Annotated in this window: 7 protein-coding genes; all 7 read left to right on the top strand. The window is 58.3% G+C overall.

The window, feature by feature from the left end; all coding sequences use genetic code 11:
* The first annotated feature begins 53 nt into the window (after positions 1-53).
* A complete protein-coding gene (locus NJT13_RS02910; protein WP_254523995.1) occupies positions 54-2,057 on the top strand; it encodes a tRNA-guanine transglycosylase in 2,004 nt (667 codons plus the stop codon).
* A gap of 116 nt (positions 2,058-2,173) precedes the next feature.
* Positions 2,174-6,637, top strand: coding sequence for a bifunctional RecB family nuclease/DEAD/DEAH box helicase (locus tag NJT13_RS02905; protein WP_254523994.1), 4,464 nt, complete (start codon positions 2,174-2,176; stop codon positions 6,635-6,637).
* Between the two features lie 40 nt (positions 6,638-6,677).
* Complete coding sequence (locus tag NJT13_RS02900) at positions 6,678-11,429, top strand: DEAD/DEAH box helicase (protein WP_254523993.1); 4,752 nt, start codon at positions 6,678-6,680, stop codon at positions 11,427-11,429.
* Positions 11,426-12,343 carry a hypothetical protein gene (locus tag NJT13_RS02895; protein ID WP_254523992.1) on the top strand — a complete coding sequence of 306 codons (918 nt, stop codon included), beginning with the start codon at positions 11,426-11,428 and terminating at the stop codon, positions 12,341-12,343. Before NJT13_RS02900 ends, NJT13_RS02895 begins: the two co-directional genes overlap by 4 nt.
* 2 nt (positions 12,344-12,345) lie before the next feature.
* A complete protein-coding gene (locus tag NJT13_RS02890) occupies positions 12,346-13,179 on the top strand; it encodes a hypothetical protein (RefSeq protein WP_254523991.1) in 834 nt (277 codons plus the stop codon).
* Positions 13,176-16,079, top strand: coding sequence for an ATP-binding protein (locus NJT13_RS02885; RefSeq protein WP_254523990.1), 2,904 nt, complete (start codon positions 13,176-13,178; stop codon positions 16,077-16,079). The genes NJT13_RS02890 and NJT13_RS02885 overlap by 4 nt, the downstream gene beginning before the upstream one ends.
* Positions 16,069-16,773 carry a hypothetical protein gene (locus NJT13_RS02880; RefSeq protein ID WP_254523989.1) on the top strand — a complete coding sequence of 235 codons (705 nt, stop codon included), beginning with the start codon at positions 16,069-16,071 and terminating at the stop codon, positions 16,771-16,773. Before NJT13_RS02885 ends, NJT13_RS02880 begins: the two co-directional genes overlap by 11 nt.
* The last annotated feature ends 187 nt before the right edge of the window (positions 16,774-16,960 follow it).

Below are 16,960 nucleotides of genomic sequence, written 5' to 3'. Positions count from 1 at the left end.
TGTTCGAGAGACGAAGAATCTATCAGGGACTGTCGAGTACCGGGGTGTGATCAATGGCAGATTTTCGGGTGACGTCGGTGGGTGACGACGGGTACGGCCGTCTGGGTGAACTCGATATCCCCCACGGGCCAGTCGAGACGCCAGCGCTTTTTCCTGTAATCAACCTAATTGGCGGGACTACGAAGGAATCGGGCGGCGTCTGGAGACGGATGCGCGATAATCTCATCTCTCGCGATCATCTCCAGGGGATTATGTTTCAAGCGATGAGTTTCACGGACTACGGTGTCTCCCCGGAAAATCTAAACGAATTCTGGCGGACCGAGACGTTCCACGAGCGGTTCGAGAATCTCGACTCGCCCATATTCATCGACTCCGGCGGGTTCAAATTGATGAACTCTAACACCTTCGGTAAGGCTCCGACCGAAGGCGGGGCCGAGAACGACTGGGGACTGTATACAAATCCCGCGAGTATCCTCGGATTGCAACTGGACTTCGGCAGCGACATTATTGCCACGCTCGATTATCCGATTCCGCCGAAGCTCAATGAGGAGGAGAAGTTCAAGCGAATGGAGCGCAGTATCGAGAGCGCAGTCGACTGTTTACGGATCATCGAAGAGCCGTCGCTGCTAACGGACGGTCAGAGTGACAACGAGCGAGCCAGACGGCACCTCGAGCGGCGGAAGGCTGAAGGAGACGAACCCGGCGTATTCATCGCACTCCACGGGCACGACTATGAGACCATAAACTGGTACGTCGGCAATTTCCTCGAGCAAGTCGACGACGCCGGCCTTGAGCACGCGTTCGAGGGATTCGCGATCGGGTCGCTCGTCCCCCTGCGGAGCAGTATCGACATTTTAGTGGACATTGTTCAGGGTGCGAAAGACGCCATCCCGGCGTCGCGTTCCGACGAGGTGGGACTCCACGTTTTCGGTGTCGGGGGGAAACAGGTGTCTCTGCTCGCCCTTCTCGGCGTCGATTCCTTCGACTGCTCCAGTCACATGCAGACCGCCCAGTATCGCAAGTATCTGTTACCCGATAAGTGGGACAACATCGAACTGGATGACCTCAAGGCACATCTCGGTGACGGCGGTGAATTCCCCTGTGAAATGCGCAACTGTACGCTCTGTGGCCCCGACAGTGCGGTCGAGAGCTACGAGGAGATGATGCAAATCCTCAACAGCGACATGTCCTACGACGAGCGCGAGCGCCGAAAAGAAAACGACGAGTACATCAAAAGTGACTATTACGGCCACCTCGCTAGACACAATTTCGAAGTTTACAACGAGGAACTCTCGCGAGTCCGCGAACAGATCCGACAGGGAACGCTCCTAGATTACGTCATCAAGTTCGCCCGACGGGACGACGAAATCAAGAAGGGACTCAAGCAGGCTCAGCTTCGAAATCAGGGTCTCCAACGCGATATCGAGAAACGAGAAGCATACGACCTCGTCGCAGGGATCGACATTACGAGCGACCAATCGAAACTCTCGAAATTCGGTGCCGGCGTCGACGAGACGACGGAGAATCGAACAATCTCGCTACAGCACAGCCCCAACGACTTCGATGTGCTTGCGCGGGACTACGAACCGCCCGCAGATAGAAAGGTCCTGCTTGTCGTTCCGTGCAGCCAGCAGAAACCCTACTCGGAATCGCGAACGCACTCCGTGTTAGGAGACAAACTCGGCGACCGCCGGGACGACATCCACAAGGTCACAGTCTCGGGAATGTACGGACCGGTCCCGGAGGAGTGCGAATCCGAACAGCCGGTCCTCGAGTACGAGTACGTCCTTGCCAAGGAGGATCACGCCCAGATCGAACTCGTGACCGATCGTCTCGTCGAGTACCTCGAGCGGTACGGTGATCAGTTCGACCACGTCGTCGGCTACGTGACGAGCAAAACCTACCGGCAGGTCATCGAGGACGCATTCGAGCAGTACGGCCGTGGATCTGTCTTCCCACGGGATCCGAAGGCGATGCAACTCACTGAGTTTTTCCGCTCGAGTAATATCAGAGAACTTGTCGAGTACCTTAATACTCAAGTAGCCGAGTCGACGTAGTCTCGTTAATATTACTTCTATTAAAAATGTATAGAAACCCTACCGATCGGTTATATATTTAAATATCTGAAGGACACGAGGGTAGTAACAGTCCTCGACCGGGCTGTGCGATTCAAATGAGTGGCGACGGAATCTCGGCGGACGATCGCCCAACGATCCATCCTAGTCGCATCGCACAGTTCTATAGTCTCAACCAGTGTCCCGCCTACCTGGCACACGAGTACACCGATGAAGTCGTCGAGCAGTTCGCGAAACAGAATGTCGAGGACGTGCCGCTGAGTCCGCTTCTCGAGGCGACGGGCACGGCGCACGAACGCGATCAGCTTGGTGCACTGCTGGTCGCCCGCGTCCATTCAATCGGTCCGGCCGATGATCATCTCGCCGACGAGTTCGACGAACATTGGAGCGGGAATGTCGATGAAGACGCGATCCGCCTGCGTCAGCGAGTCACGGAACGAGTAGGCGACCCCGATGCGAGACCGCTTGTCCTCTCACAAGTCCCCGTCAGACAGAAGCTCAAGGCCTGGACGGTCGAGGGTGCCGCCGACGTCGTCCTCGTCGAGCCGACTGCACGGGGTGTCCGTGTCCGAGTAGTCGAGATTAAGTCGGCAACGGAGACGCTTACCCACCACAAATTACAGGCAGCGATGTACGCACTCGCGCTCGAGAAGCTGTTCGATGACATCGACGGAGTGCGAATTGACGCATCAGTGACCTCCCAGGAACTGGACCTGGCGTCCGTTGTGACGGCAACCGGCGGCATAGAACTCGACGAGCTACCCAGGCTCGATCGCCGCCCGCTAACGAACGATGTCGAACTACTGCTGGAGCACGGTGGAACGGTCGACCAGATGCTCCATGATACCGACGGACTGCCAGCACATCAGCTGAACGCAACCTGCGAGGGCTGTTCCCACCGTGCGAAGTGTCTCGCTCACGACGTGGTCAACCAAGATTTAGCCCTGCTCCAGCTCCCCGAGAGCACGCAAACAGTATTCCGAGAACATGGCGTCACGACGATCGCCGATGTCGCCGATCTCTACGAGATACCGACGGATAACTGGGATCGGACGCCGACGAACTACGACGCTCTCGAGCCAGCGGATCCGTCGCTGGTCGAGATGTTGCAGGAGGAGGCGGACAGATCCGATCTCAGCGAACTCGCCCAGCTCGCTCACCGGTTCCGACGGGAACTCGAGCCGGCGTACGACCGTGAGTGGAAACAACGGGCCGACGACGGCCCGTGGCCGACTTGGTTGGTCGGGACTGGCCGGAACCTCCCAGATGACGACCCGAACGACGATAGCTGGGATAGCGAATGGGACAACTATCCAAAGCGGTCGCTCGTTCGCGTTTATCCAACGGTCGTCCACGACCACGTCCGGAACCGTGTCGCCTATCTCGGAGCTCTGGTCACGTCGTCGCGCTACGAGGACGCTGGCAACGACCCTGAGGTGGTGGTCGCCCGGCCGACTGCGCTGCCCGAGGAACCAGCAGCGAAGGACGATGAGGAGCGCCGTCTTCTGACGGACTTCATCGAGCAGTTAGCAGCGGCCGTCGAGACGGTCGCACCCGATATCGCAGACGAAGACCCAGACTATAGTCCTGGTGACGGGTACATACATCTCTATTGCTGGAGCGAACGCCAGCGTGACCACCTCGTCGATATGATCAAGCGCCATCCTGACGCCGACGGGAGTCCTGCGCTCCGAAAGCTACTGGGCCTCCGGAAGGAGATCGACCAAGAAGCGGTCAGCATTCTCACAGCCGAGTTCCGCGAGCGTCATGCATTGCGTTACCCCGGTCTCGGACTCGTCCAGACGGTAGGACAGTTCTACAACGGAGATTACGATTTCGATTGGGGAGATACCTGGGCCAACGACGAATACGACATCACAGAGGTTTTCGACCAGCGATTCTTCAAAACTGCCTTACCTCTCGAGGACCACGGAATGCGGGTCATGCTCGATTTCGACCAGGGGTACACTGTTCCCGATAAACACTACCGAGACGGAACGTACCCGGTCTTAGAGCGCCACCGCGATACGCTCCCCCTCGAGTACGTCTGGGCGAGCGAGGAGTTCGACCGGCTCGAACTGTCGGACGTCGACGACGAGGACACGAGAGAACGTATCCGACGGTATCGACACTACGATGGGCCGACATCGCCACGCATCTCGCTGGACGAAATCGACGCGCTCGTCGAGACTATCTGTCACGCCATCCACTACGTCGAACGGTCGATCGGATTCAAGGACGCGTTCACGCCGAAAGAGCTGATCACAGTCGGGAATCTCACCGAAGAGGCGTTCGAGGAGACGGCACTTCAGCGGGCCTGCACCGAGTACCAGCAGCTCAACCACGGTGCGAGAAAAGAAACGTTAGAGGCTCAGTACCGCCGGCCGCTCCAACAGCGAGTCATCGACGGCGATGCCGTCGCGTTCGAGTGTACACATACGCCCGCCGCCGGTGAGACGACGATCCGCGGCGATGTCATTAGAGATGTCGGCCACGGAACCTCGTCAAGCAACACTGCACCGCTGTCGATAAGCCCGGGTGATTGGGTCGTCGTCACGCCGCTCGAGGAAGCGGATGGCCGACTCGTAGAAACGCCGGCGAAGCCAGAGTACTACGCTAATTCGACGCTCGCCGTCGTGGAACGGGTCGACAACGACACCGTCTCGCTGTTCTCTGTCTGGGACGACGGCGATTGGCCGCGCTCGACGGACCCGAACATGACCTGGCACTACGGTTGGACATCCGACGAGAGCGCCGCGGCCGACGCTGATCACTTCGTCAGCCAGCGGGGGAGACGATACGATACGACGCTAATTCAACGCGGTAAGCGGTTCGTCGTTGATCCAGCCGTCGACGACTACGCGGCTTATCGCTCTCGAAAGGCGCTGGCCAACGCCGAAGAGAACGTTGTTCATAATCGTCTCGTCTCGGTCTACGAGGATCACGACCCGACTGCGCTCCAAGAGTTCGTGTGCTCGGACGACCAAGTCGATGAGTTCCTGACGGCGTTCGATACCGCGATGCCCGACGAAATCAACGACAGGCAGGCGTCGTTCGTCCGCGAAGTCGACCATACCGTGACCGCACTGCAGGGGCCACCGGGGACCGGCAAGACGAGCTACGCCGCTGCACCGGCCGTGTTATCGCGGGCGTACGCCCACGGACCGGGATTCAACGGCCTCTGTGCTGCCCACTCGAACACGGCAGTCGACGAACTAGTCGACGACGTGGTCGAGGCGTTACGACGCCTCGAGACGGAGAACCTGCTGGAGGATCTTTCCCTCATTCGAGTCCGGTCGTCCCTGACGTACCGAGAGACTCCGCCGAACGTCACGGACCTCCACTACCGCGACGACCGAGAGGAACTGCTGGACCTGTTCGACGAGACGATGAACGACGATTCACGGGTCATCGTGTTCGCGACGCCGGTTACGATTCGTAACGCACTTAACAACGTAGTTACGGAGAAAAGTGACGCCCACGGCACCGTCGAGGAGTTGATGGCCGACGGCCAATCTCGACTGTTCCACGCGACGCTGGTTGACGAGGCCAGTATGATGGATCTACCGGTACTGTTCCTCGTCGGGGCGTTTCTCCGTAGCGACGGTCAGCTCATGCTCGTCGGCGACCACCGGCAGATGCAACCGATTCAGGCTCACGACTGGGAGGAGGAGGACCGCCAGCCGATCGAAGAACACACACCCGCATTGTCGGTACTCGATTTCGTCCGATTCCTTCGCGGTGATGTCGGAGCCGACCTTTCGTATCTCGAGCGGGAGCCGCCCGAGTGGAACGACCCCGATGCCGTATTGCCGATGGAACGGCTCACGGTCACCTACCGCTTGCCACAGCCGGTGGCCGACCTCGAGACCGATCTGTTCTACAGTCGAGACGATATCTCGCTGGAGAGCGGCGTCGACAATTCGACGATACCTGACGTCCGTGAGACGCTCGACAGCGGCTGGTTACGTGCTGCACTCGATCCCGACCCGCGGGTGACGCTCATCGTCCACGATGAAAACCAGGCACGGCGCGAGAGCCCTCTCGAGGCGGCTATTACCCGCCGCGTCGTCGACGCACTCCCGACGAGCCATCCGACCGAGAGCGGATCACCACAGGCGGTGAGCGCCGGCGTCGTGGTGCCGTTCCGCCTGCAGCGGCGCCGACTCCGATACGAACTCGCTCGCCACGTTCAGGTCGATACCGTCGAGAAGTTCCAAGGCGGTGAACGGGACGTAATCGTCCTCTCGATGACGGCCGGTAATCAGGGGTACGTCAACGCGCTCGCTGACTTCCTCCTTGACCCTAACCGGTTCAACGTCGGGGCCAGCCGTATGCGACAGAAGTTGGTCATCATCGCCTCGAAGTCGCTGTTTCGGGCCGGGTCGACTGACGCGAGCGAGTATGCCGAACAGAAGTCCTGGAAACTACTTTACGACGGACTCGTTCGCGGTGAGGCCCCGGCTGCGACCGCCACGCTTGATGGGAAAGATGTCCCAGCACTCGAGAGTCGAGCAGTCGACCTTTCGATATACACTGGCTTCGCCGACCAGGAGAACTAACTATCATGAATATTGATAGATCAACGATCAACCTAACACGATGAACACACCAAGAGACCGGCTCGATACCGCCGTAGACAGGGCCGCAGAAGTGACGTGGTGGAACCGCCAAATAACGAAACTGACGGATGTCGATGACATCAACAATGCCCAACAGTTCGTCGAAAACGATATCATCGAGCGCAAGGGCCCGTACGTCGAGTTCGTCGATGCTCCGGCGTTTCACGAACAGACTGCAGCCGACTTCCTCTCGGGACTCGATTATCACGACCATATCGTCGACGCGATTACTGCCGAGTTGTTCAGTGGTGACCGGTCAGGTTCGCTCTATCAGCATCAGGCGGAGACGATTTCGGCCATCGAATCGAACTCCGACGACAATATTTTAGCCGTCCCGACTGCGACGGGCAAAACCGAGGCGTTCTTTCTACCGATTCTCGATCACTGTCTCTCGACGGACGAAGAAGGGCTGAAGTCGATCGTTCTCTATCCGATGAAGACGCTAGGGGTGGATCAGCTCAATCGGTTCGTCTCCTATCTCGACGAGATTAACCGCCGACGTGACCCCAGTGATCGGATCACTATCGGTATTTGGGATTCAGATACCCCTTCCCGTGTGGGTACGCGCGACCACGAAATCGAAGTCGGATCATACGTCCGTGGACTGGAATGCCCCCGCCAGAAGGGGGAGAAACTCAAAATCCTCGGAGGAATGAGCGTCGGAACGGACGACCACCAGTATCCTTGGCTCCGAGTGACGCGTGAAAGTATCCGACGCGGTGTCGATATCCTGCTGACTGGGCCGGAAGCGCTTGACTACATGTTCGTTAGCGATAACGAGGAGACGCGGTCAATTCTCGGCGAGCAACCAGGAGAAGTACCGCTTAAACACATCGTTTTCGACGAGGCTCACGTCTGGAGCGGCATTCAAGGGGCTGCCATCTCGTTACTTTCGCGCCGACTCAAGTCCTACTATGCGGAGCGCGATCCCCAGATCACGATGGTTTCGGCGACAATCGATAACCCCACAGAGCTGGCGTCTGACTTGACTGGATCCGACGAAGAAACGATCAATACGGTCGAGTTTAGCGCGCGCGATTTTGACGCTCGAAGAACGGCTGATTTCGGTCGGTTACAGCCGTGTGAGGTCGACAATCTCGTATCGACGCTGGCTCTCGTTCATATTTTGGACGTCGACGATTCGACGCTTGCGTCGGAGTTTAATTTCAAGACTGCCCTCGAGACGCTCCGGGCGGTCGGATTAGTAACGGGATCAGACCCGGTCCGGCTCGCTGACACGGCAGGTGACTGGGTAACGGGACCAATCGGTCGAGCGGTCGAACGCGCCGTCGATGATGATGAAACCTTCCCCGATGCCGAGACGGTCGTTACCACCGAACGCGGACGCAGTCAAATTGTCGATGCAATGGTAGCCTCCAGCGGAACTCAGTCGGGCTGGTTCGAGTTCGTCATGGAGTCGGTTCCGGAAGTCGCACAGTTCGCGACCTGGTTCGACACGGATACGACCGGCGTGGTCGGATTCAAGCACTACGACGATCTCGTTGATCAACTGGCCGATGTCGGGGTCGACGACCCCGCGGGTGTCCTTCAGGTGGTCATGGCTTTCGGTCGACTCGCCGGGGTCGTGACGGAGAAGTACCACACCTTCCTAAAGCCGCCGCACAAGGTGTTCTGGTGCCGGGACTGCAAGCGCGTTACACGCGATAGCAGGTGTCCGGACTGCACCGCTGACCTGTCGGAGATGCAGTTCTGCCGGCGCTGTCACCAGCCGTACGTCGAAATTCCGACGACCGACTCGTCGGACGATTCGTCGTTTGTTCCGGTCGGTGCCGACGCAGTCGACGGAACCGCGGCCGGTGGCCAGTGTCCGGGCTGTGACGGCTCACCGCAGCTTACCGACGTTGGCGTCCCGACTGCATCGCTGCTGTCGTACATGTTGACCGAACTCTGTCGCGTCTCGCCGTCGAAGAAGACGCTCGTTTTCTCCGACTCTCGGAGTACCGCGGAGTCCGTCGGCGATCGAATCATCGACACGGAGTACGGACTAATGGCCGAGACGCTCTACGTCGACGAACTCATCGAGCGAGGCGGCCGCGCTGATAACTACGAACTTTTCCGGGCCGTGTCAGATCGTCTTCGTGAGGAGTACTGGGACCCGCTCATTCAAAACGACGTCAACGAGGACGGGACGGCATATAATTTCCTGCGCACACTGCTTGACGACATCGAATCACACGCGATGCTGTCTAACTGCGACCATCTGCTGGACAGCGCTCTCGTCACCGCTTCTCCTATTTACGATGCCGACAGCCTCGAGGAACTCCTCGTCGGCCACGCGTTATACTCGCTGTTCTCCGGCTCGTCGAATCCATCGTTCTCTAAGCAGCGGATGCGATTCGACGGACTGACTCGCGGAAAAGTCCTCGACCGACTCGACTCGCGGACGGGGTACGACCGATCGGTGATCGACCGTCACCTCGATTCCGCCCTACGGACGTTGTTCGAGGTCGGCGTTGTCAGCGAGGTCACGTGGGACGAGGTCAGAGAGACGATCCAGTCCTCTACCCAGGACGAGTCTGTCAAAGACGAGGTGTTCGACTTCGTCGAGGCGGCCAGAGAAACGGCGATCGAACACGATCTGATCGCCGATCCAGAGAGCGGCGTTTTCACGAGGATCCCGCAACGCGACGACAGCGATCTCGTCCTACTGCCACGTGCGGCCTTCTGTGCCGAGTGCTATCGTTCGTATCCGGTGACGGCTGACGGCGATGCACTATCGACGTGCCCTCATTGCGAAGCCTCGCTAGACACCTATCGACGGTTCAGGGAAACCGACGACGGCTTCGTTGCCGATCCGGGATACGCAGACGCTGCGAGCGAGTGGGAGTACGCTGTCGACCACTGGTCACACGATGTGACGCGGCCGATACGCGACGGTGCTATCCCGGAGTATATCTCCGTCGGAATTCATAAGGGCAACATTCCGCACTCCCTTCGAGGCGCGATCGAAGAGGGATTCCGGAAGGACGACCCCGACGTCAACATCGTTAGCGCCACCCCGACGATGGAGTTGGGTGTCGATATTGGTACTTTAGATACGGTTGCGCAGGTCGGTATCCCGCCGACACTGACCAACTACGTCCAGCGCAGCGGCCGTACCGGTCGCACGCGAGGAAGTTCATCGCTCGTCGTCACCGCTATCCGCGGAAATCATCCGGTCGACAGTCACTACTACGGTAACCTCGAGACATTCCTCGGGGACTTCGAACCGGTTCGCGTCCCGGAACCATACGACTTCGACGAACTTCTGGCGGGCCACGTCGTGACCGAGACGTTCGCCTATCTCGCACGGAACCCCCACGAGAGCAACGTCTTCGAAAAGATGTACACCCTCGATGAGAACAAGGAGAATCTGGTCAACTTCATCAATACCGTGACTAACCAACTCGACATCCTCCGGGAGTTCATGCTCGAGGAGCGCCGGGAGGTCGTCGTGGACCATATTCGATCGGTCTTCGGCGACCGCGGTGTCGAGGCCTTCGAGCAGGTCTTCGAAGCTGACGGGGCGCTATCACTGGATAATCGGATGGAAAAGACCTTCTCGAAACTGACGGGCATGTCCGGTGAGGGCGAGACCAACAAGTCGTTGACGGAACAGAACAATCGACTCGATCAATGGCTTCAACGCTTGGGATATCTCGCCAACTACCGGTCGTTCGGCCAGCAGTTCCCAGTGAAATTCACCGGATCGAACGACGGGATCCAGTTCGAGAGCGAGGGGCGGCTCTACGACATGTTCCCAGGTGAGGAGAACGACCTCGGCTCGGTGATGACGCTACACGGTACGGACTACATCGTCGATGATGTCCACGGGACGTCGACCCCATTAACGACTGTCGCGATTTGTGACAACGACGAGTGCGAACGGCCGTTCCAGAGCTATCGGCCCGCTGTCGAGACCTGCCCGCACTGCGAATCGGAGGTCGTCGAGACACCGATTCACGGTGTCAGTTCCGTGGAATGTAAGGCTGCCCGCGGAGGACAGAAAGGGTACACGACCCGTGGGCTCCAGTCGACGTTCATCGAGGAACCGACCGACGACACAGCCGTCAAAATGACCGACGACCGGTCGATTTTCGGCATGGACGCTCAATTTGCGTACGGCCAACTCGAGGTGACCGACTTCGTCTACGCCTTCGAACGGTGGCACACCAGAGGTGATGAGAAGGATGTCTTGCGCTCCGAGGCAGTCATCGAGCGCGACGAGGCTGGCGGTTCGTCTGGTGGTTCCTGGCAGGATCGAATGCAGGACGTCGAGGAGGAACTCTACCGACCAGTCGGACAGCAGTACTTCACGCAAGGGCTCGCGATCCGCTTCGACGAATCCGAGGTCCGGGCGCGCTACGAAGAGGCGGCTCACGAGTCCGTATCGTGGCCTCAGGCGCTGGTCAGTCTCGAGCAGTCCCTCGAGAAGGCGATTGCCATCGTCGCCGAATGTAATCGCGACGACTTCCGCGTGAAGGCCAGTACCACGGGCAAGGACGTCGTCGTATACATCGTCGACTCGAGACAAGGCGGCAACGGTATCACGTGGCAGGTTCTGGACCGCCTGTCGGCCGTCGAGCGTCGCGTCCGTGAAGTCGCCGACTGTGACCGCTGTCGCAATTACTGCGACGAATGTCTCCTCCTCGCGCGAACGCCGGCGTACTATCTCGATAACGACCTGCTCGACCGGCGGACGCTAGCCGCCATTATCGGAGGTGTAGCGTGATCAGAGACCGACTACTCAATGGCGTTCGGGACGCCGAAGTCATCTATCTGTACGACCCGAGGGAGAACTCTCGATGGGGGCTGCTCCGGGGATTGCCCGCCCTCCACTACCTCGGAGTCGACGACTTTACCTACCCTACGTCGTGGTGCCAGTTCGGACGGGGAAGTCGGCACTTCGAACTCGAGTACGACTACCACGTCGTCAGTAACGACCTCGATATCCCGGACGACACTCCCGACTTCGGGGTCGTGACCAACGAGTACTACGAGGAAGAGACGCCGTACACGATCAAGTTCCTCATCAACCGGTACACGGTGACCGACTCCAAACTGTTCGTCTTAACAGAGGATAGACTGTTCGAACCGCAAGGTGCTCGACGGCCGCTTTATCAGGAACCGTTCGTCGACATGCTCGGCACGTATAGCGAAGTATACGAGACGTTCGAGTCGGCATACCAGGAAGCTGACTGGGATCTCCCGCTTTCCGACACGAAGAACCTCTTCGTTCAGGACAACGCGAACCTCTATCAGTTCGTTTCGGGCGAGTCGCTCTCCGAGACGACCGACTTGTTCGAGGTACTCCCTGAGGCACCCTACCTCCCGCTGTACGACGCCTTATCGAGCGTGTTCTCCCGCCCGAACGAGTACGGCGCAGTCCCACTCGACGCCGATAGCGGGCTAAACGAGCTCGTGAAGTGGCTCAGGCGGCGGATCGAGTGGGACCGCGACACCGCCAGTGAGGTGGCAAACGCGCTCAACGACGTTGTCGTCGCTGACGGGAGCCGGTTCGATTCCGCGGCCGCCCGTCGGGATCCCTCCGTTAGCGACGCACGTCGAATGGCGGACGATCTTGAGCCAACTGCATCGGCGATCGACCGACGATATGCGGACTGGCTAACGCGATACGATCTATAACGATGAGCGAAGGATACATACTCAACGCACTACAGACACCGGCCTTGCTACGGCCGGTGTACGAATCGGTACAGGACGGGAACGTCACGCAAACAGAAATCGAGGATGATACGGGGCTCGATGACAATGCGGTCAAGCAGGCTACCGACGGGCTTCGGTACGTCCGCTTGCTCGGAACCGAAGAAGGCGAATACTATATCGTCGATCCACCGTGGGCCATCGACGATCCGGAGCTTGCGTTCCGAATGTCGATCCTCCATTCTCTCGCGGGAGAGTGTACACCCGGCAATTGGGGGACACAGGCCGTCGTACTGTTGAACTATCAGTACCTCCTGGAACACGACATGCAGTACTTCGAGTCCAACGACGAGGTGCTCTACGACGCGATCAACATGTGGCATCGGGACGAGAAGAGCTACGTTCCGACATCTTCACAGGGAGAGATTGACCTCAACGAGAACAAGTTCGTCAACTGGGCTCGCATCGTCAACTATCTCGGACTCGTCCACAAGGCTCGCGGACGGGAACACACGGTCTATCCCGATCCCGAGATTATCGCGACATCGATCTCGATCGCTGTTGATGAGAACGGGAACGATGGGCGTATCGGTATCTCCGAGTACCTCAGGTGGCTACGTGAGAACCTCTTGCCCGTTGAACTGACGAGCGGCGGCGAGATTCCCGCACCGCTGGCGCGGGTCCTCTACAACCTAGTACGTGACGGCCGACTTCGGATCGTCGAGTACGGCGATGCAGAGACAATCTCACTTGCCCGAACCCCAAAGTGCGACGGAATCGCCACTGAGGCGAACACGCTCGAGGTGGTGGCAGAATGAGCGATACCGCACAGTCGCCGACAGCGTCAGCAGAGGCCGCTTGCCCCCACCTACGAGAAGTCGACAACCGGACGCTCCGCCAGTTGTTCAGCAAAGTCGCTGCCGTTCGCTCGGAGAACCGCGATCTGTTCGAATTTACTCACCGACGGATCGACGTCTTCCGGCGGACGGCGGGCCGGGCGGAAGTCGTCTCGGAACATGAGGTCTACGAGGAGTTCGACGAGGATCGATTGAAGAACTTCGCTGTCGTCATCGAAGGCGAGGTCGGGACCGGGAAGTCGGAACTCTGTGCTGCCCTCGCTCATCGGCTTCGTGACGATGACCGGCCGCTGCTCCATGTGGACAAGGAAGACGACCTGATGTCGCTGCTGAGCGATCGGATTCCGGAGTTCTACCGCGAACAGTTCGGCGAGGAGATGGAGGGTGCGGCGGACTTCCAGCAGCTCCGTGACGATATCGAGTCGATTCCGCGGGTCGTCGCGAACAGCGCCGTTTCGAACACGATTCTCAACCTCAACCAGCGCGGCTACGACGTCACTGCTACCGAAAACCAGCAGGACGATATTCGCGACTTCATCCGAGACAAGCTCCAGTTGTTCGTCGAGAGCGGCCAGTACGCGACCGAGGTGACGTTCGTCACCGAGCAGGAGTACCGACAAAATGGCTTTCTCCAGATTTTCACTGCTACGGACGTCGAGGAAGCGGTCGAGATATTTAACGAGGAAATGTGGCGCGTGGTCCGCGATCGCTACGAGACGGCGTCGCTCTCGGAGGTTCTCAAGCGTGTCGGTGCGGCGTTCACCGATACGCGACCTGTCATCGTGTTCGAGGACTTCTCGATCACTTCCATGGAGGCCGCGAAACTGGCTCGGTTCATCGAGAGCGACTCGACGGAGAACACGTGGGACTTCATCATCGCCGGGACGCGTGACTCGACCGGGCCGCTGCATAGCCGAACGGCAGAGGACCGTTACGAGTTCTACCAAACCAACGAGGCAGACTCACAGAACGTCCTCTTTCTCGACGAAGAGAGTGCTGTCGATTTCGTTCGTCCGTACCTTGGATACTTCAAGTCCCTCGACGATAGTGTGAGTTACGACCGCGACCCCGAAGCGGGAACCTTCGAGCTACGAGCGGCACCGTCCGGATCTAGATGTGCCGACTGCGGGCTCTGTGACGAGCAGTTCAGGGACCTGTTCCCATTCAACGAGTATTTTCTCCAGCGGATTTTCGTGGGGCTTGACGAGGACCGGAAGTCGCCGCGGGAGTACATCATGACCATCTTCGACGTACTCAGCGACTACTACGAAGGGAAGATCGACGCACCGTCGGACGCGAAAGCGTTGAAACCGCTAGTGAATCGCGTCTCTGTCGCCGACGCTGTTTACGAGGATGCCGAAGCCTTCTCACATCTCGCCCGATGGTACGGACGCCTAAATGACGTCAACGATACGATTGAGGTCGACAGACGATTCGCGGAGGCGTTCGGCCTCGTCGAACCCACTGATGATACTGGTAACCTCCCCGGGCCGGTCGAGACGACCGAAGACACCGTTATCGTGCCGTCGTCGGATATCGATATTAGCCCAGACCCGCCGGTTGGGGACGACGATGACGACGATGACGATGAAGTGAGTCCGCCACAGACGGACCCAGTCGATGACGAGTTTGCTGACAAGGCGCCGCTTCTGGAGTCGTGGTTAAACGTTCCCGACAAGTTTTCTCAGACGACTGTCTACCTAAAGCGTGGGCTCGAAGACGCAATCGAGCGACTTACGGACGGCTACGTTCTGTATGAGGGGACTGATCTCGAGTACAACCTTAGCAGCCAGAAGCGACCGTTCGTTTTCTCGATAACCGAGGAGACGCCGGATGAGGATCAGATCGTGATCGATCCGGCAGAGTTTCGTCTCTCCGACCTACGCAGCGTCCTGCGGTTCGGAATCGAACGCGATATGACTCCCCGAAGCGCCGACTACGAGGCGTTACTTCAGGAATGCGGTACCCAACTGACCGGCTACGCCCGGGCCTGGCGGGCCAAAGTCCGACGGACGTACCTTCAAGATAGCGGAGTCCTCTACGAGAAACGGGCACAGGGCCGATACGATTTCGCCGACTTCGTCCTCGGCGCGTATTGCTACGTAGTGTTACTCGACTCGCCCTGGCAGCGACTTACCGCAGAGGCCGTCGCCGATCGGTTCGACGATGGTGAGTACGCGGTCGACGAGGACATCAGTCCGTGGTTGCGAACGGAACTAGAGCATGAGAGCTACGAGGCGCTCAGCGATCTCGTCGATGCAGGATCACACCTCGAGACGATGGTCGGAAAACTGTTCGGGGTCAGCGGCTCGGACTTAGATCGTCTCAAAGTTCGCCGCTGGTTCAAGCGCAATTCCCCCCAAGACGTCCTCGCGTCACTGGCGCGGACATATATAGACAACATCGATACGCGGGTCCGGTTCGGCGACGGGACGACGGTACAGACTCTCGCGAACACGGCGTATGACGTCCGAAGTGCACTCGGTGAAATTGATAATCGATACCACCACGATGTCGTCGAAGACGTCGCATCGAACCTCGATGGGCTCTCGATCGATGCTGTTGAACAGATGGTCCTCAAACTCGACACATACGATGTGAGTCCGGACGTAATGGAACCGCTCAAGCAGTTCGTCAGTTTAAACCAATCAGCCGTCGATGACGCGGCAACTGCAGTTGCAATTGCCGCAGACCTCCGTCTGCGGACATCTTTCGAGGCCCTTCAGGCGACACTGGCGAGCATCAAACTTGCTAACTCGACGGTCTACCAGCGGTACAACAGTGTCCAATTGCAAACGAGAGACGGCCCAGGACAGATCGGGGAGGCGTTCACGGAGGTGGCTGAACACTATGTCGAGTGACCAATCAGGCGATGATGAAGGCGAAGCGACGCTCGAAAACCAACTCAAGTCGATGTACGAGCGGTACCGGCGGCAGCACCTCGAAGACGAACTCGAGGCGGTAGCGACGACGATGGAGGAGACACTACTCCAGCAGTCGATTGCGGAGACGTTTTTCGGGGAATCAATCGATATCGATAACAACGTCAAGACTGCGGTCGAAGCGACTGTCGAGAAACTCGAGGCCGGCGAGTACGATGCAGTCGAATCGGAACTTGACGACCTCTCGACGAAAGTCGACCGCGCAGACACTCGTGTTACGAATCGGATCCAGCAGTTCAGAATCGATCGACAGGACACAGCGACTGCGATGCGTCGATTAAACGAACGGGTCGAGCGAATCGACGGGACGCAACTACGGGCGCTCGAGTCATTGCTTGATGACTGGAACTGGAAAGAGGAGGTTTACGTCGAGTCCAACGAGACGTTCGCGGAGCGTCGCGAGGCGGCTGCTCAGTACGGCAAAGATATGAAAATGGTCTTCGAGACCCTCAAAGAGCAACTGTTCGGTGTGTATGAAGATACCGAACTCCGACCGCTGGTCAACGATCTACTCGATGATGACCGCCTCCGATTGGGCGACCTCACACCGAAGGAACGCCAGCAACTCGCTGACTCCGACTTAGCTAATTATATCGAACTGAAACTCTCGTAGTACAGGCGGTTCCGGTTGCCGCTCAAACCGCTTTGTTAGTTCAGGAATGAGGTGTGATATATTTAGAAAATAAATTGAATATCAACCTAGAACATATATACGGTAATCCTCGAGAGATCATCACATGGAAACGACGCACGTTGTTCTCTTCGGCACTGATCGGACGGTTGTCGATGAGCACACTGAA

Source organism: Natrinema caseinilyticum (assembly GCF_024227435.1).
GTDB classification, from domain to species: domain Archaea; phylum Halobacteriota; class Halobacteria; order Halobacteriales; family Natrialbaceae; genus Natrinema; species Natrinema caseinilyticum.
This window is presented reverse-complemented; position numbering and strand designations above follow the sequence as displayed.